The organism is Streptomyces sp. NPDC016845 (genome assembly GCF_044332585.1).
Taxonomy (GTDB): domain Bacteria; phylum Actinomycetota; class Actinomycetes; order Streptomycetales; family Streptomycetaceae; genus Streptomyces.
In genome coordinates this window covers 70,166-87,733 of sequence record NZ_JBIRPI010000007.1, presented here as the reverse complement: position 1 = coordinate 87,733, position 17,568 = coordinate 70,166, and the positions used below count along the sequence as shown (strand labels likewise).

Below are 17,568 nucleotides of genomic sequence, written 5' to 3'. Positions count from 1 at the left end.
GGTTCTGCGGTCCGGTCCGGACGGGTGGTCAGGGTTTGACCGCGATGCGCCCCTCGTCCATGCGCAGCAGGAGCAGGCGCTCGCCGGTGCGCTCCAGGAACTCGTCGACGGCCTGGCGGCTGCCCTGCCAGTAGCCGTAGTCGTCGATGAGGAGGACGCCGCCGGGGACCAACCGGTCGTAGAGGTGGTCGAGTTCGTGCTTGGTGGAGGCGTACCAGTCGGTGTCCAGGCGCAGGATCGCGATCTCCTCGGGCGCCTCGCCGGGCACGGTCTCCTCGACCTTGCCCGGGACGTAGTGGACGCGCTCGGCCGGGTAAGGCACGTCCCTGAAGCCGGACTTGACGTCGTCGAGGGTGGCGTACGCCCAGATCGCCTTGTCCTTGCCGTGCCGGGCGAGGAGGTCGGCGGCGGGCGTGCCGTCGCGGCGCAGGTCCTCCTCGGTGGGCGGGGTCATGCCCTCGAAGGTGTCGAAGAGGTACAGGTCGCGGTCGGTGACGCCGCGGCCGAGGAGGGTCTTCGCGCAGGCCTGCATGGAGCCGCCGCGCCAGACGCCGCACTCGACCACGGCGCCGGGGATGTCGTGCCGGACGACGTGGCGGGTGGCGAGGATGAACGCGTTGAGCCGCTCCGGCGAGGTCATGGTCCACGGCTTGACGGCGCGGATCGTCTCCTTCGCCTCGTCGTCGTAGTCGACCGGCAGGTTCAGCTCCTTCGGCCCGCGGGGTGCGAGCGGCGCGGGCCGCGGGGGCCTGGGGGCCTCGGCGCGCGGGGCGGGGAGCCGCGGCCGGGTCAACTGGTATCCGGTCAGGGTCCGGAGGGCGTCGTTGACAGCTTTCTTCCATGCCATGGCCCGGGACAATACGCGCAATTCCCAGCAAATGTCACGCTAGGTCAAGGGCCGGTCACCCTACGCGGTTTGACGCCGCGCCCACCATCGCCGGGCGGGCTCCTCGACGTAGGTGTACGCGGCCCAGGACAGGGCGACGACGACACCGGCGACGCCGAGCAGCGTGAACACGGACAGGTTGGTGGGCGGGGTGCGGCCCCAGTGGTCGAGGATCAGCCGGTTGACGGTCTGGTGCAGCAGGTAGAAGGCGTACGACCAGGCGCCGAGCCGCACCATGACGGGCGTGCAGAGCCAGCCGCGCCGCCCGGCGCCCTCGCGCTGGACGTAGGCGACGACGACGAGGACGGAGAAGAGGGCGACCACCGGCCGTACGGTCAGGTGGAGTTGGGCCGCGACGGGCTCGGACACCCAGGTGCCGCGGTGTACGTACACCACGGTGTACGCGGCGAAGAGGGCGGCGAGGACGCCGGGCCGCAGCGGGACGCGCAGGCCCCGGCCCACGGCGAGGGCGAGGGCGAGGCCGAGCACGAACTCGGGGAGGCGGGTCACGGGCAGCCGCATCAGCCACTCGCACCGGGACGGCGAAAGGTGCAGCGCGGCCCACCAGTTGACGGCCCACATCGCGACGAGCCCGGACCCGGCGAGGGCGAGCAGGGTGCGGGTGCGCAGCCGGTAGGCGCCCCGGACGACGAAGGGGAACAGGAGGTAGAAGAACGCCTCGACGCTGAGCGTCCAGGAGACCCCGTTGCCCGGGAACATCGGGACGACGCCCGGGAACCAGGTCTGCACGAGCACCAGCGACGCCACGAAGCTCGGCAGGTCGAACGGCACGCCGCCCCACACGTGGAACACCCAGACGCACGGCACGGTCGCGGCCAGGTGCAGCGGCAGGATGCGGCCCGCACGCCGCCGGTAGAAGTCCCTGGTCCGCGTCTGCGACCGGTGTCCCCAGGCGAGCAGGAACCCGGACAGGACGAAGAAGAACCCGACGCCGTTGACGCCCATCGTCGTGTACGGGAACAGCGCGGGCGCCTGCGCGACGCCCGCGCCCGCACTCGCCCCGGTGAAGTGGTGCGCGAACACCGCGAACGCGGCGAGGAACCGCAGCCCGGTGAGCGAGTCGAGCCGCCCGTCCGGCGCGGACCGTCTCCGCTTCGGCGAGGCGGCGGGCTGAGCGGGAAGCAGCGCGGTGGTCATGAACGGCCTCCGTGGACGACGACGGGCACGACGGGGGCGGCGGGGCGCGGGGTGGCGAGGGGGATGGGGTGGGCGTGGGTGGGGCCGGGGGCGGGCCCGGGGGTGGGCCGGGGCGGGGCCGGGAGGGCGTCCGGGCCTCGGCTGGTCCCGCCCGGCCGTCCGGACCGGGCCGACTCCGGACCGCCGGGCGGGACCAGCCGCGCCCCGCAGTCGCCCAGGTGGCCTCGGTGCTCGTGCTTCTGACGGTTCATGCGGTCCAGGCGCGGGCCCGCCCACGCCCGGGCCTCGGCGATGCGGGGCGCGCCCGCCGGGACGGCGGAGACGAGGACGTAGTCGCCGCCGTCGCCCTCCCGGTACAGCGGCGCGTAACCGGCCGCCGCGAGCCGCGCCTGCGTCAGCCCCGTCTTCGGCGTCCAGGGGCCGTGGGTGTGGACGAGGGCCGGGCGGACCTCATCCAGCACATGGTGGGTCAGCGCCGCCTTGTCGTGGGCGGCGTACGCGTCGGCGATGGCGCGGTCGGTCAGGCCCGCCAGGTCGAGGACGCGGAGGCGGCTCGTGAGCAGCGTGCCGCCGAGGTCCGGCAGGGCGGCCGTGGCGCCGGGGCGCAGGGCGAGCCTGGTGGCGTAGGCGTCGAAGGTGCGGCCGTAGCGGTCGGCGACCCAGCACATGGAGAGCGTCGGCTCGCGCCGGAACCCCGCTCCGCGCGCGGCCTGCCCGGCGAGGGAGAGCGCGAGGGCGCCCGCCACGGCGCAGCAGAGCAGGGCGCGGGTCCGGGGCCGGGCCCCGTTCGCCACGGCGGTGACGGCGAGCGCGGCGACGGCCGAGCCGAGCACCCAGACGGGTGTGGCGAAGCGGTGCAGCGGCATCCAGTCCGGCGCGAGCGCCCCGTACGCGAGCAGGGTGAGGGCGAGCGGGACGGAGAGGACGGCGACGACCCGGCGGGCCGGACCGCGCCGGCCGAGGACAAGCCCGGCGCAGGCCGCGCAGAGCAGCGTCACCGGCCAGCCCGCGTACGTGAGCAGTTCCCCGGCCTTCGACAGCTCCGCGAACGAGGGCGGCGCCTGCGACTTCGCCACCGCCGTGTTCGGCACCCACCGGCCGAACACCGCGTGCCGCCACAGCAGGAAGGCGCCGTACCCGGCCGCGAAGACCCCGGTGCCGAGCAGCGCCGCCCGCAGCGCGCCCCGGCGCCGCAGCAGCAGCACGGTCAGCGGGCAGGCGGCGGCGAGCACGGCCCCGTCGGGGCGGGTCAGCGCGGCGAGGAGGGCGACGGCCCCCGCGCCGCAGGCGGCGCCGGACGCGGGTCCGCCGCGTCCGGCGACCCGTACGAGCAGCAGCCCCATGGCGGCGGTGAGCAGCCCGTACAGGGAGTTCTCAAGGCCGGAGAAGCACCACACGACGTACGACTCGTTCGCGGCGAGCAGTCCGCCCGTGCCGAGCACGACGAGCCACGCCCGCGCGGGCAGCGCGGCCCGCGCCGCTCCCCCGACGCAGGCCAGCGTCCCCGCGACACAGAGCAGGGCCAGGCCCTTGGGGAACAGCGCGAGGTCGCTCACCCCGAACCACGCGCCGTGGTCGAAAAGCCCGAGCACCCGCCCCGCCAGGAGCAACGCCAGCCACGCCGGGTTCGAGTACCCCTCGACGGGCGCGGCGCCCGCCTGCTGCACCGGGCCGAGCCCCTCGCCGACGCTGCGGACGTAGGCGAAGGTGACGGCGGCGTCGTCGACGATCCACTGCCCGAGCGCGGCGGCGCGGACGGCGACGAGGGCTGTGGAGCCGAGCACGGCGAGGGGGACGGCCCACGCCGCCCACGTACGCGACCGGGCGCCGGACGGTACCGCTGGGCGGCGGGCGCCGGGGACGGCCGGGGTGGGCGGCGCGGAGGGGCGGTTCAGGATTTTCATCCAGGGACCAACACCGGGGCGCCCGCCCGGGTCACGAGCACTGGACCGCCCGGGTGACGGCCGCGCCTCTCACCCGGCCAGGAACAGCTTCCGTACGACGCGGTCGGCGGCGCCCCCGTCGTCGTAGGCGCAGAACCGCTCGCGGAACGCGGTGCGCAGCCGGGTCGTCGCGTCGGTGTCGAAGCCGCCGTCCCGGAAGAGGGAGACGAGTTCGTCCTCGGTGGTGGCGACGGCGCCCGGGGTGTCACCGGGCAGCCCGGACAGGAGGTCGAAGTAGGTGCCGCGGGCAAGGCGGTACGCCTGCCAGTCGGGGGCGTAGACGACGAGGGGCCGGTCGAGGCAGGCGTAGTCGAACATCACGGACGAGTAGTCGGTGACCAGGGCGTCGGCGGCGAGGCACAGGTCCTCGACGCCGGGGTGCCCGGTGACGTCGATCAGCCGGGGGTGCGCGTCGACGATCCCCGCCCCGGCGCCGTAGAAGTAGTGGGCGCGGACGAGGACGACGTGGTCGTCGCCGAGCGCGTCGGCGAACCGGGCCAGGTCGAGGCGGGGCAGGAAACCCTTCTGGTAGTCGCGGTGGGTGGGGGCGTAGAGGATGGCCCGCTGCCCGTCGGCGATGCCCAACTCACGTCGCAGAGCGCGCACTTGCTCGTCGCTCGTGGTGAAGAAGACGTCGTTGCGCGGGTAGCCCAGCTCCAGGGGCGCGTACGCCGCCGACGGGTACACCCGCTCCCACACCTGCGTGGAGTGCGGGTTGGCGGAGAGGCTGTAGTCCCACTGGTCGGTGTGGGCGAGGACCTTGGCGAAGCTGATGCCGTGGGTGCCGGCCGGGTAGCGGCGCTGGTCGAGCCCCATCTTCTTGAGCGGTGTGCCGTGATGGGTCTGGAGGTAGACCTGGCCGGGGCGCTTGGTGAAGCCGCCGGGGAACGACGAGTTGTTGACGAGGTACTTCGCGGTGGCCATGGTCTGCCAGTAGTGGCGTGAGCCCTCGATGACGTACGGGACGCCCTTCGGGACGCGGTCCTCGTGCCGTGACGAGACGACGAAGACGCCCTTGACGTGCGGGGCGATCCGGCGCGCCGCGGCGTGGATGGCGGCCGGGTTGCAGCTGACGCCACGGTTCCAGTAGGCGCCGTAGACGGCGAGGTGCGGGTCGAGGCGTGCGGTGCGCAGGTCGGTGCGGTAGGCGGCCTTCATGACGCGGGAGCGGAGCTTCCTCTTGTGCCGCCTGAGCGAGGAGTTCAGCGACTCCTTCCGCCCTCTGGCCTTCTCCTGCTTCAGGTAGGCGGGCCAGGATCCGGCGGCGAGTGCCTGTTCGCGCGCGTCGGCCGGGACGTGTCCGGCGGGGCGGTGGGCGCGGTGCAGGCCGGCGGCGCGGCGGAACAGCTCGGGGCGGTCGTCGGGGGTGGTGCGCGTGGCGTCGTCGAGGACGCGCAGGACGTGGGCGACGGCGTACGGGAAGACGCGGCCGCGGCCGGCGGCGCCCGTGAGGAGCTCCTCGTAGCGGTCCACGAGCGCGAAGTGCCGGCGCCCCGGGCTGCCGGCGAGGCCGCCCGCGCGGCGGCGGCGCCAGCGCACGCACGGGCGCGCCAGCGTCGCCAGGGTGGCCGCCTCCAGGACGGCGCGATACGCCGGGACCACGTCCTCGTACGGGCCCTCGGGGGCGAAGGCGAGGCCGCGGCCGGTCCAGAAGTCGCGGCGCACCGCGCGGTTCCAGGCGGCGGGGGTGACGGCAAGCGGGTCCGCGTCGGGGCCGAGGTCGTCGCCGCTGGCGCGCACGCTGTCCCACCAGTCGGTGCGGTCGTGGTCGTGGAGCAGGACGTCGGGGTCGCCCGCCTCCGTGAGCGCCGCGTCGAGGGCGGCGAGGGCGCCGGGCAGGAGGGTGTCGTCGGCGTCGAGGAAGAGGAGGTAGTCGCCGGTGGCCTCGCGCAGCCCGGCCGTGCGGGCGGCGCCGACGCCTTCGCGCGCGGGCAGCGTGAGGGCCCGTACGCGCGGGTCGCGCCCCGCGTACTCGGCGGCGATCGCGCCGGAGGCGTCCGGCGAGGCGTCGTCGACGACGATCAGCTGCCAGCCGGGGTGGGACTGGCCGAGGACGGAGTCCAGGCACTCGCGGAGGTAGCCCTGGACGCGATAGGCGGGGACAACGACGGAGAAACGGGACGAAGACGACATAGCACCTGACGCTATCCCAGGCGGGCCCGGCGGGCAGCGGTCGACCGGGTTGGCCCAGACGGGCGAGCGACGGGCCCAGACGGGCGAGGGACGGCGAAACTGTTGTCATAAAGCCGCTTATCGGGCAAATACGCTGAATGTCACAAGAGCCTGGCCGCCGCCCCCGTCTCAGCGTCGTCGTTCCCGTCTTCAACGTCGAGGACTACCTGGCCGAGTGCCTGGAGTCGATCGCCGCCCAGACCCTCACCGACCTGGAGGTCGTCCTCGTGGACGACGGGTCCACGGACGACAGCCCGCGCATCGCCCGCGCCTTCGCGGACCGCGATCCCCGCTTCCGCTACGTCCGCCAGGACAACGCCGGACTGAGCGCCGCCCGCAACACCGGTGTGCGTCAGATCGGCCCCGGCGCCGAGTTCCTCACGTTCGTCGACAGCGACGACGTCGTGCCGCACGACGCGTACGAGCGGATGGTCGCCAGCCTGGACCGCACCGGCTCCGACTTCGTGACCGGCAACGTATGGCGGCTGAGCGAGCGCGGGCGGCAGCAGGCCTGGCAGTACAAGTGGCTGACCCGGCGCCGCGAGCGCACCCACATCACCCGCGACGTCCAGCTCCTGTCCGACCGGGTCGCCTGGAACAAGGTGTTCCGGCGCGCGTTCTGGGACCGCCACCGCTTCACGTTCCCCGAGGGCAGGCTCTACGAGGACACGCCCGTCATGATCCCGGCGCACTTCCTCGCCGAGTCCGTCGACGTGCTCGACGGCCACGTCTACTACTGGCGGGTGCGCGAGGGCTCCATCACCCGGCGCCGCACCGACGTGAAGGGCGTACGGGACCGGATCGCGGCCTGCGACCACGTCAGCCGCTTTCTCGCCGAGAGCTTCGCCGACCGGCCCGAGCTGAAGCGCACGTACGACACGTCCTGCCTGCGCGACGACTTCGTGTACTTCCTCGACGGGCTGCCGATGGGCGGGCCCGAGTACCGGCAGGCGTTCTGCGAGGGCACGGCGGACTTCCTGCGCCGCGCCGATCCGGCGGCGGCCGACAGCCTCCCCCTCCACCTGCGCGTGAAGTGGCATCTGGTCCGCGAGGGCCGCGTCGACGACCTCGTACGGCTCCTCTCCTTCGAGCGGCGCAACGGCACCGCCTTCCGGGTCCGCGGGGCGCTGCGGCGCAGCGCCGTCTACCCCGGCCTGACCCGGCTGCCCGACCGGCTCCTGCGGATCGGCAAGCGGGAGCTGCCGGTGGTGGCGCGGGTGCGCGAGACGGTGTGGGACGCCGACGGGAAGCTCCTGGTCACCGGGTACGCGTACGTGAAGAACCTCGCGGCGGGGCGGCCGGGCAAATCGGTGCGCACGGGTCTGCTCAGGGCCGAGGGCAGCCGCACGCAGGTACGCGTGGTCCCGACCCGGCCGGTCGCCGACCTCGTCGCCACCGCCGACTCCGACCAGGAACTGCACGACTACGACCACTCCGGGTTCACCATGACGATCGACCCGGAGAGGCTGAAGGTGAAGGGGCGGTGGCAGCCCGGCACCTGGAACCTCGGCGTCGTCGTCGCCGGGCACGGGCGGGTGCGCCGCGCCGCCCTGCGCGCGCTCGACAGTTCGACGCGGCAGCACCTCGTGCGGGACCTCGGCGACGGCACCCGGCTCGTCCTCGGCCACACCAAGGGCCGGCTCGTCCTGAAGGTCGTGGCGTACGCGGCGCTCGCCGACGACCACCGTGTCGAGGACGGCGCCATGGTCCTCTCGGGCCGCCTCCTCGACGGCATCGAGCCGCGTTCCCTGCGCCTGACGCACAAGCACTCCGGCACCGAGTTCGACTTCCCGGTGGCGTGCGCGGGCGGCCGCTTCCTGGTGCGGGTCCCGCTCGGCCGGCTCGCGGCGGTGCCCGCGCCGCCGCACCGCGCGCCCAAGGAGGTCGAGCCGCCGCACGGCGACCGCTGGCAGGTCAACTTCCGTCTCCCCGACGGCAAGTCCCGCTCGGTCGCGGCCACGCTCGACCTGCCGCCCGGCCGGTACGAGGCCGGTGACCGCGAACTGTGCGCCACCGCCAACGACCAGGGCCAGCTCGTCGTCGAACTGACCCGGCAGCCGATCGCCGACCGGGCGGAGTGGGCCGACGACGCTTCGTTCGTCGTGGCGGGCACGGCGTCCGCGCGCTCCTGGACCCGCCCGGAACTGATCCTGCGCCACAGCACGACCAACGAGGAGATCACCGCCGCGACCGGCCACACGAAGGGCCGCTTCCACGCCTGCGTCCCCGCGTCAGACCTCTGGGAGGGCCGCTGGTACGCGTTCCTGCGGGAGCGGGACGACCGGCACGGGGACGGCGTCCCGGTCCGGGTGCTGACCTCGGTCGGAGCCCACTTGCCGCGTCACCGCCCGGAAGCGGGCGCGGGCGCGGGTACCGGTGCGGATGCGGGCGCGGGTACCGGTGCGGGTGCCGGTGCAGGCGCGGGCGCGGGCGCGGGCGCCGGTGCGGGCGCGTCGAGCTCGTCGGAAGGGCGGCGATGGGCGACGGGCGGACGTGGCTCCGCCCCCGGGCGCCACCGGGCCGACGGCGCGCGGGATCACACCCCCGGCGGTCACCCGGAGGCGAGCGGGCGGGACCTCACCGCCGATCGCCACCAGGCCACCGGGGAGCGGGACCTCGTCATCGACCGGCGCTTCGGGGACCGGCTGCTCGTCGAGGCGGGGCCCGCCCTCTCCCCCGCCGACCGCGGAGCGTACCGCCGTCACCGCCTGCGCACCGTCCACTACCCGGACCAGCGGCGGCTCCCCCTCCAGGACGCCGTCCTCTACGTCGACGGGGACTCGCCGCGCGCCGTCCACACGGAGCTGGTGCGGCGCGGCGCCGCCGTCGAGCATCTCTGGGTGACCCGCGACGGCCGCACCCACGTCCCCCCGACCGCGCGCGGCGTCGAGGAGTACTCGGCCGAGTGGTACGCGGCCCTCGCCCGCTGCCGCCGTATCGTCACCGCCCACCAGCTCCCCGACTTCTTCGAGCGCCGCGAGGGCCAGACCGTCGTACAGACCTGGGACGGCACCCCGCTCAAACGGATCGGCGCCGACCTCACCGACACCCTCTACGCCGACCACGACCATCTGGCGCTGCTGCCGAAGCTGGCCCGGCAATGGGACGTGCTGGTCGCGCCCTCCCGCTGGTCGGCACCGCACCTGTCCCGCGCCCTCGGCTACGACGGTGAGGTCCTCCAGGCGGGCTCGCCGCGCAACGACATCCTGTTCACCGCCCCTGACGCCCGCCGCGAACGGGCCGAACGACTGCGCCGCGAGTTCGCCATCGCCCCGGACAAGCGGATCGTGCTCTACGCGCCGACCTACCGCGACCACCTCGCGCACGCCCCCGGCCGCTTCCGCCACGAGCCGGCGTTCGACTTCGCCGCCGCCGAGCGCGAACTGGCCGACGACCACGTCCTGCTCGTCCGCAAGCACCCCCGGGCGACGGGCCGCCTGACCGGGGCGCGCGCCCCCTTCGTGCGGGACGTCACGGGCCACCCCAGCGCGGCGGAGCTCCTGCTCCTCGCCGACGTCCTGGTCACGGACTACTCGTCCCTGATGTTCGACTTCGCGCACACCGGCCGCCCGATGCTCTTCCACACCTACGACCTCGACCACTACCGGGACACGGTGCGCGGCTTCTACCTCGACTTCGAGAACCACGCACCGGGCCCGCTCCTGTCCTCGACGGACGAAGTGGTCACGGCGCTGCGGGAGCTGGACACGCTGGCGCCCCGCCACGCGGCGGCGTACGAGGCGTTCCGCACGGCCTACTGCGACCTGGACGACGGAGGTGCGGCGGCCCGGGTGGCCGAACGGCTGATGCGATGACGTCACGGCAAGGAGCCCCCGGACCGGCGAGGTGCTCGCACGGGTCGGCGGGGGCTCCGCGAAGAACGGCCGGGGGTTACTCGATGACGAGGTCGACGTCGATGTTGCCGCGGGTGGCGTTCGAGTACGGGCACACCTGGTGGGCCTGCTCGACCAGCTTGCGGCCCGTCTCCTGGTCGACCGAGTCGGGCAGCTCGACGCGGAGCACGACCGAGAGGCCGAAGCCCTCGCCCTGCTTGCCGATGGAGACCTCGGCGGTGACGGCGGCGTCGGTGACGTCCACCTTCGCGCTCCGGCCGACGAGCCCGAGCGCGCTGCCGAAACAGGCCGCGTAACCGGCGGCGAAGAGCTGCTCCGGGTTGGAGCCCTCGCCGTTGCCGCCCATCGAGGCGGGGATGCCGAGCTGGAGGTCGATCAGACCGTCGGAGGAGACGGCGCGGCCGTCACGGCCGTGGGTGGCCGTGGCGACGGCGGTGTAAAGGGCATCCATGAGGGCTCCTTCGTCGGAAGTTCGTCGGAGGCCCGCCGGCGACGGGCTTCGCGTACAAGACGACTATTGCACGCAACTCAGTTGTGCACAACTAAACGCGCCCGTTCGGATAGGCTTGATCGCATGACCGATTCCCGCCCCGCCGAGGAGTTCACCGGAGAGACCCCCGAGAACTCCTCCGACACCCTTCTCCGGCTCGACTCGCAGATCTGCTTCTCGCTGAACGCGGCGTCGCGCGCCTTCGGAAGCGTCTACCGCACGCTCCTCAAGGACCTCGACCTCACCTATCCGCAGTACCTGGTGATGCTCGTCCTGTGGGAGGAGGCGGCGAAGGGCCCGGAGTCCGCGGCGGTCCCGGTCAAGCGGCTCGGCGAGCGGCTGCGGCTCGACTCGGGCACGCTGTCGCCGCTGCTCAAGCGGCTGGAGGCGAACGGTCTGGTACGGCGCGAGCGCAGCGCGCGCGACGAGCGTTCGGTGAACGTGACGCTCACGGACGCGGGCGCCGCCCTCAAGGAGCGCGCGGCCGAGGTCCCGCGCTCCATCGCGCGGGCGACCGGCTTCGAGCTGGCGGAGATCGAGGATCTGCGCCGCCGCCTGAACCGTCTGACCGAGGCGCTGGACACGGCGACGCTGGGCTGACCGCTCCACGCCGCGATGCGTTATGGGACATACGCTCCCATAGCGTGACAGTCGATAGCCGGGACCGTCTGACGGCCCTGGACCCGGTCCACGACACCTGGGTCCGCCCCTCCCGTACCGCGCTCCCCGTCGTCTGGGCGCTCACGCGCGCCGCCATGCTCGCGCTGCTCGCGTTCGACGGCAGATTCCCGCTGGGCGTCGGCGGCGTCGCCGGCGAGGTGCACGCCCGGTACGCGCACTGGGGCGCGACCCTGGCCCAGGGCACGTTCCCGACCGGCGACCCGCTGTGGCAGTACCCGCCGGGCGCGGGCCCGCTCCTCCTCGCGCCCGGACTGCTGCCCGGTCTCACGTACTTCCAGGCGTTCGTCACCCTCACCCTCGCCGCCGACGCGCTCGTCACGTACGTGCTGGCGCGCGGCGACCGCGATCCGCGCGGCGCCTGGCTGTGGGCGGCGGGCCTGCCCCTCCTCCTGCACGTACCGCTCGCCCGCTACGACATCGAGGTCACCGCCCTCGCCGTCCTCGCCCTGCTCACGCTCGGCCGGGCCCCCCGCCTCTCCGGCACGCTCGCGGCGCTCGGCGCCCTGGTGAAGGTGTGGCCCGCGCTGACCCTGCTCGGCGTGGAACGGGGCCGGACGGCGCGCCAGGTCTGGGGCACCGCCCTCGCCGCCGCGACGGCGATGCTGCTGTTCCTGGCGCTGGTCTTCCGCGCCCCGCTGTCGTTCCTGAACGGGCAGGGCGGGCGCGGCGTGCAGATCGAGTCGCTCGGCGGGACGGTGCTTGCACTTGCCCGCCTCGCCGGATGGCCGGGGCGGGTCCGCTACCAGTACGGGGCGATGGAGTACGTCGGCCCATGGGTGGGCGTGGTGGCGACGACCTCGCTCGCGCTGACGGCGGTGGCGTTCGCGGTGCTGCTCTGGTGGCGGCTGCGGGCGCGGCGCCACACGGAGGCGACCCCGTACGACGCCGCGCTCTGCGCCGTGCTGATGTTCACCGTCACCAGCCGCGTGGTCAGCCCGCAGTACCTGGTCTGGCTGCTCGGCCTGGCGGCGGTCTGCCTCACCTCGCGGCGTACGACGCAGCGGCCGGTCGCGCTGCTCGTGCTCGCGGCGGCGGGGCTCACCGGCCTCGCGTACCCGGTCCTGTACGGGGACGTGATGGCCGGGACATGGACGGGCGTCGGGGTGATGGCGGTGCGGAACGCGCTGCTCGTGGCGGCGGTGTGGGTGTCGTTCCGCGCGCTGTGGACGGCGACGAGGAGGTAGACGCCAAGGTGGGCGCAGGGGCAGAAGCCGCCGGCTGGCGTTTCGCTTAATCGGACAATAAGCCCAAACCCATAGGATTCACCCGTGAACCCCGTGGATGCCGCAGCCTCGACCCCGCCCTCGCCTCCGGCCCCGACCCCGACCGTCACGGTCATCGTGATCGGTTACGACGACGCCGCCCACGTCACCGACGCGGTGCGCTCGGCGCTCGCACAGGGGCCGGCCGTCCGCGAGGTGATCGCGGTCGACGACTGCTCCACGGACGACAGCGGCGCCCTGCTCGACGGACTGGCCGCCCGCGAACCCCGCCTCACCGTGGTCCACCGCGAGACCAACAGCGGCGGCTGCGGCACCCCGCGCAACGACGGGATCGCCCGCGCCTCCTCCTCGTACCTGATGTTCCTCGACAGCGACGACGTGCTGCCGCCGGGCGCCGTGGCCGCGCTGCTCGACGCGGCGGAGCGGCACGGCGCGCAGGTCACCGCAGGGCTGTGCGTGCGCCGCGAACTCCCGTCCGGACGCGAGGTCCCCTGGCAGCCCGAGCTGTACGCGGAGGAGCACGTTCTGGCCACGCCGGAGAAGCGCCCCCGCCTGGTCCAGGACACCCTCTGCGTCAACAAGCTCTACCGCTCGGACTTCCTGCGCGAGCACGCCATCCGCTTCCCCGACGGCCGGTTCGTCTACGAGGACTTCGTCTTCGGCGCGCGCGTCCTCGCCGCCGCCCCGCGCATGGTCCTGATCCCCCACCGGGTCTACGTCTGGCACGTGCGCCGCGCCGCTGGGAAGCTCTCCCTCTCCCTCGACCGGGCCTCGATCGCCAACTGGCAGGCCCGCCTCGACGCCCACCGCCAGTCCGTCGCCATCCTCCTCGACGCCTCCCGCAAACGGCTGGCCCGCGCCGCGCGCTCCACCTTCCTCGACCACTCCCTGCGGATGTACGCGCGCGAACTCGACCTGCGCGGCTCCGCGTACCGCGCCGAGTGGTGGACCCGGACCCGCGCCTACCTGGAGACCTTCGACACCGCGGACTTCGACGCGGCCCCGGCCCCCGGCCGCCTCGTGGGCCGCCTCGTCCTCGCCTCCCCCGAGCCCCGCGACCTGCCGCGCCTGAAGGAGATCGCGGCGCGCCCGGCCCGCCTGCTCCCGCCGTACGCGCGAGCCCCCGACGGTACGCCGGTCTGGTCCCCCGGCCTCCCCCAGCTGACCCTGGAACACGTACTGCACCGCCCGATGCACCTGCTCCCCGTGGCGGTCGACGGCGAACTCCGCCCCGGCGTCCGCTCCACCCGCCTCACACTCCGGCTGCACGAGTTGTACGGGCGGGTGGCGGACGCGGGCCCGCGCGAGGCGGAGGTGGAGCTGGTGGATCGGCGGCGGGGCGCGGTGGTGCAGCGCAGGACGGCGCCGTTCTCGGAGTGCGGCCCGGACGAGGGCGCGGACGACCGGACGTGGGTGGCGTCGACGACGCTCGACCTCTCGGCGCTCGGCCGCCCCGGCACCTGCGACATCCGGCTCCGCCTCACCTTCGCCGACGGCACCCACCGCGACACGACCCCCCACGCCGCGCGGGGCCCCGGCCTGCTCCGCCGCGTCGCGGTCCCGAGCCGCCGCCACGGAGTCCTGCTGGCACAGCCGTACGCGACCCACGCGGGCGCGCTGGCACTGCGGACGGCGACGGGACTGCGCGGGGTACTGTCCGTAGCCCGAAGAAGAGCAGCACGCCTGCTCACTCCCGGCCCGAGCCCCTCCAGCTCAAGCCCCTCCGGCGATTGAGGAGCGGGGTCCGGGGCAGAGCCCCGTGTCCTCAGCGCCTACACGGACGGCACGTGGATCACCGAACCCCGGCCGCCCGAACCCGGCGCACCAACTGCCCCACTTCCCCGGACAACCCAACCCCCACGGCCAGCGCCAGCGTCACCGCCGCGACATTGACCATCCCCGCGACCCCCAACGTGGTCCTCCCGGAGGCCAGCGCGCCGAGCGCCGCGTACAGGGCCCCGCCCGGCAGCAGGGGCGCGATCCCCGGCACGACGAGCGGCAGGGCCGACTCGCGCCGCCGCCGGGCGAAGAAGTGCCCGGCCCCTCCGACGGCGGTGGCGACGAGAGCCGTACCGACCAGGGACGAGAACCCGAGCACCTCGAACTCCACGGAGACGACGAACCCGGCGAGCCCGAGCAGCGCGGCGGGCAGCCAGTCGCGCCCCGGGGTCCGCGCCCGCGCCGCAACGGCGACGGCGAACACGACGGCGCCCGCCCCCGGCGCCCCGAGATGTTCGGACCGCCGTACGGACGGCACGATCGGCACACCGATCCCGATCAGTTGCCCGACCCCGAGGACGGCGACGACCCCGGTCACGACGGCGGCGAAGACGAGCAGCGCGTCGGTGAGCCGCCCGAGCGCGGTCAGATAGTGCCCGGCGAGCGCGTCCTGCACGGCGCTGACGAAGGTGACGGTGGGCAGCAGCCCGAGCACCCCGGCCACGACGACGGCCTGGACTGCGGAGGGAGGAGCGAACCGGCTGACAGCGAGCGCCATCACGGCCGCGGGCATGGCGGCGACGGCGTACCGGTAGAAGGCGGGCACACCGTTGCGCCCGAGCCACCCGCTCAGGAGACCGCCGAGGACGCCGGCCACGAACGAGCAGACGGAGGTCAGCGGCCCGCCGCCGAAGACGGGCCCGCCCCCGGCCGCGACAAGCCCGGTCTGCACAGGAGCCCGCCACCGGGCCCAGCGCCGCCCGCCCGTGTCCGCGGGCGCGTCGAGGATCCGCCCGGCCTCGGCCCGCGCCTCGTCCAAGGTCAGCGCGTGCGAGCTGACCCGCCCGACCAGGGCCTGCAGACGCCCGAGGGACCGGTAGTCGGTGGAGTGCCGCCGCACGTGCCGGGTGGCATGCAGCGGCGTCAGCTCACCGGGCGCGTAAGCGGAGAGGGAGACGGCCCCGAGCGTGACCCCGGGCTCGCAGTAGCTCAGCCCGTACGTCTCGGCGGTGACCAGGACCCCCGCGACCGCCTCCTCCGCGGACGCCCCGTACGACAGCAGCGCCTCCCCGACCCGGACCGCCAGGTCGGCGACGCGCGCGCCGTACGCCTGCATGTCCGCGCCGCCGTCGTCATGCAGCAGCTCTCCCGCGTAGCCGTAACTGCTCAGCGGTTCGAGCCCGCGCAGCCGCGGCAGGGCCCGGGCCAGCCAGGGGGCGGGCATGGTGCGGGTGTCGTTCCTCACAGGCATACAGATGGAGCTTAACGGACATTTAACCCATACGGACCAGTAACCTCACCCGGGCGCGGCGGCGGTGAAGGTCGGCCCTTGGGGCCGAGCTTCGGGTCGCGGATTTGGATGGCGCGGGGAGTGGGCTCGCGCCAGTCCAGGGCGGCTTTCCCTTCCGCGAACGCGTAATGCTCGTGATCAGCCGTCTCCAACAGCGTGACGGGCCCATTGAGCGCTACGCCGCACGCCCGTCCGATGGGTCGGCACGCGCCCCGTCAGTCCTTCCGCCCCGTGAACGCCACCGTCAGCCACAGGGCCGGACCCGGCCGCACTCCTTATTCCGTGACCGGCCAAGTAAGTGCATCCGTCCGGGCGTTGATGGGGTGGCACGCTCGGCACAGGCCGTCGGGGATCGCCTCGGGGCGGCCCGGGGTTCCGCACTCTGTGCACTCGACGAGGTTGCGGTGGCGCTCTGCCGGGTGCGGGGCCGAGGCGAGTCGCGGCCGTTCGGGCGGGAGCTTGTCGCGCAGGCGGCGGGCGACGAAGGCGCGGGGTGAGTGGACGGTCGACGGCAGGCCGGTGGTCAGGGTGTGGGTGAGGTTGTACGGGGCGGGTTCGCGGGCCAACCACGCGGCGGCGAGGTCTTCGAGGGCCGCACAGTCGGCGGCGGAGAGGGTCAGTCGCGGGTCGCGGAGCCCTAGCTGGGCGAGTGTCCGGTAAGCCTCGGAGCGGCCGGGCGGCAAGGCGGCCGGTTGCGGAGCAGGCGTGCCCGGCGCTTCCGACTGCGGCTCCGGTACGTCACCGTCGAGAAGGCGCGTCCACCATTCGTCGCTGCGAGCGGTACGGGACCAGTACGTATGGAACACCCAGCGGGTCGTGCCGTTCTCGGCGCCTGTTTCGGAGATACGGCGCACGCGGCGCAGATGCCCAGCGAGAGATAGCTCGTTGAGCGCGGAGCGAACGGCTGCCTGGCCGTAGAGGGGCTGCTCCTTGGCCAGTGTCTTCGCGTCCATGGCGGCGCGCTCGGGGAGCGCGTCGATGAATCCCGCGAGGTAGCGGGCGCGGAGGGGGAGGTGGGCGAAGGTGTCGCGGCGGAGCGGGGGTTGGTCGGGGGTGCCGCGTTTTCCATAACCGGGGCTGGCCAGGGGGTGTGCGGGGGAAGGCAGGGCGGAGCTAAGGTCTTCAGTAGCCACGGGATCGCTCTCTTCGATCTTGTTGGTCAGACCCCGGCGGGTGTTCCAGCACCTAGCCGGGGTTGTTTGTTGTCGCGAACGCTAGAGGGTTGCGACCCTACGTCGCAACCTGGTCGCGGAAAGTCACGAGAGCGGCCGCGCAAGCGGGGAGGGTGGGAGGTGGGTTGAAGCCCAACCACCCATTCCCCAAAAGCAGAGCTCGGGTTTCGACGCTCGGAGCTCAGGCGGTGCGGGCGTGCGCCAGGAAGGCGTTCCAGGCGGGCGCGGCTGCGGTGAAGGTCGGGCTTTGGGGGCCGAGCTTCGAGTCGCGGATGTGGACGCGCTCGGGGGTACGAGCGGCTTCGAGGCAGTTACTGCCCTGGCTGTCGCTGTAGCTGGACTTGAACCATGTCAGGCGGTCGCTCACAGCTCTTCCGCCACCTTTCTGATGGACTCGACCGTTTCCTCGGGGCTGAGCGCATGCGTGCGGATCATGTGCACTGACTCGACCCGTTTGTCGCCGAGTTCGGAAGCCGTAGGTCCAGCGCACGCCATCATCGAGAACGAAGTCCGCTTCGTAGAAGGTGCTCTCGGCCGAGGATTTACTGTCCAACGCGAACGGCTCGCGGTCAGGGATACCTGCGTAAGACGTCCACCGGCCGTAGGAATCCACGACGGCCTGCTGCATCTTCTTCAATGCTGTGATGACGTTGGATTTACCGGAGGCGTTGGCGCCGAACACTCCTATGACCGGATAGACCCGCAGCGACTTGCCGTCGGAGAGTTCGACCACACGGGCGGCGTCGGATTCCTCGCCTTC

General features: G+C 73.6%; 12 protein-coding genes. 4 read left to right on the top strand and 8 right to left on the bottom strand.

Annotated features, from left to right (window positions below; all coding sequences use genetic code 11):
* Positions 1 to 28: 28 nt before the first annotated feature.
* The 4 genes from ACH4RC_RS19935 to ACH4RC_RS19920 all read right to left on the bottom strand — a co-directional run bounded on the left by ACH4RC_RS19935 (position 29) and on the right by ACH4RC_RS19920 (position 6,120).
* The gene (locus ACH4RC_RS19935; protein ID WP_398202478.1) at positions 29 to 847 is read right to left on the bottom strand and encodes a TylF/MycF/NovP-related O-methyltransferase; all 819 of its coding nucleotides are present in this window, start codon (positions 845 to 847) and stop codon (positions 29 to 31) included.
* Positions 848 to 907: 60 nt separating this feature from the next.
* Positions 908 to 2,044, bottom strand: a complete 1,137-nt coding sequence (locus tag ACH4RC_RS19930; protein ID WP_398202475.1) for an acyltransferase family protein — start codon at positions 2,042 to 2,044, stop codon at positions 908 to 910.
* Positions 2,041 to 3,948 carry a hypothetical protein gene (locus ACH4RC_RS19925; protein WP_398202472.1) on the bottom strand — a complete coding sequence of 636 codons (1,908 nt, stop codon included), beginning with the start codon at positions 3,946 to 3,948 and terminating at the stop codon, positions 2,041 to 2,043. The genes ACH4RC_RS19930 and ACH4RC_RS19925 overlap by 4 nt, the downstream gene beginning before the upstream one ends.
* A gap of 69 nt (positions 3,949 to 4,017) precedes the next feature.
* Positions 4,018 to 6,120, bottom strand: coding sequence for a CDP-glycerol glycerophosphotransferase family protein (locus ACH4RC_RS19920; protein WP_398202470.1), 2,103 nt, complete (start codon positions 6,118 to 6,120; stop codon positions 4,018 to 4,020).
* Positions 6,121 to 6,257: 137 nt separating this feature from the next.
* Here ACH4RC_RS19920 and ACH4RC_RS19915 point away from each other — a divergent pair, with 137 nt between their 5' ends.
* Positions 6,258 to 9,974 carry a CDP-glycerol glycerophosphotransferase family protein gene (locus ACH4RC_RS19915; protein ID WP_398202468.1) on the top strand — a complete coding sequence of 1,239 codons (3,717 nt, stop codon included), beginning with the start codon at positions 6,258 to 6,260 and terminating at the stop codon, positions 9,972 to 9,974.
* Positions 9,975 to 10,050: 76 nt separating this feature from the next.
* Here the strand turns inward: ACH4RC_RS19915 and ACH4RC_RS19910 are convergent, their stop codons facing one another.
* Positions 10,051 to 10,464 (bottom strand): organic hydroperoxide resistance protein, encoded by a 414-nt coding sequence (locus ACH4RC_RS19910; RefSeq protein WP_398202466.1) that lies wholly within the window; start codon positions 10,462 to 10,464, stop codon positions 10,051 to 10,053.
* Between the two features lie 123 nt (positions 10,465 to 10,587).
* Between ACH4RC_RS19910 and ACH4RC_RS19905 the strand changes: the two genes are divergently transcribed.
* The 3 genes from ACH4RC_RS19905 to ACH4RC_RS19895 all read left to right on the top strand — a co-directional run bounded on the left by ACH4RC_RS19905 (position 10,588) and on the right by ACH4RC_RS19895 (position 14,141).
* Positions 10,588 to 11,103: a MarR family winged helix-turn-helix transcriptional regulator gene (locus tag ACH4RC_RS19905; protein WP_398202464.1), complete on the top strand. Its 516-nt coding sequence runs from the start codon at positions 10,588 to 10,590 to the stop codon at positions 11,101 to 11,103.
* 77 nt (positions 11,104 to 11,180) lie between these two features.
* On the top strand, positions 11,181 to 12,368 hold the full coding sequence (locus ACH4RC_RS19900; RefSeq protein ID WP_398202931.1) for a glycosyltransferase 87 family protein: 1,188 nt from the start codon (positions 11,181 to 11,183) through the stop codon (positions 12,366 to 12,368).
* A gap of 84 nt (positions 12,369 to 12,452) precedes the next feature.
* Positions 12,453 to 14,141, top strand: coding sequence for a glycosyltransferase family 2 protein (locus ACH4RC_RS19895; RefSeq protein ID WP_398202462.1), 1,689 nt, complete (start codon positions 12,453 to 12,455; stop codon positions 14,139 to 14,141).
* Positions 14,142 to 14,199: 58 nt separating this feature from the next.
* On the opposite strand, the gene ACH4RC_RS19890 is transcribed toward ACH4RC_RS19895, so the two are convergent.
* The 3 genes from ACH4RC_RS19890 to ACH4RC_RS19880 form a co-directional block, all read right to left on the bottom strand.
* A complete protein-coding gene (locus tag ACH4RC_RS19890; RefSeq protein WP_398202460.1) occupies positions 14,200 to 15,597 on the bottom strand; it encodes a threonine/serine exporter family protein in 1,398 nt (465 codons plus the stop codon).
* 314 nt (positions 15,598 to 15,911) lie between these two features.
* Positions 15,912 to 16,769, bottom strand: a complete 858-nt coding sequence (locus ACH4RC_RS19885; RefSeq protein ID WP_398202457.1) for a hypothetical protein — start codon at positions 16,767 to 16,769, stop codon at positions 15,912 to 15,914.
* Between the two features lie 220 nt (positions 16,770 to 16,989).
* Positions 16,990 to 17,541 (bottom strand): DUF397 domain-containing protein, encoded by a 552-nt coding sequence (locus ACH4RC_RS19880; RefSeq protein ID WP_398202454.1) that lies wholly within the window; start codon positions 17,539 to 17,541, stop codon positions 16,990 to 16,992.
* Positions 17,542 to 17,568 lie beyond the last annotated feature (27 nt).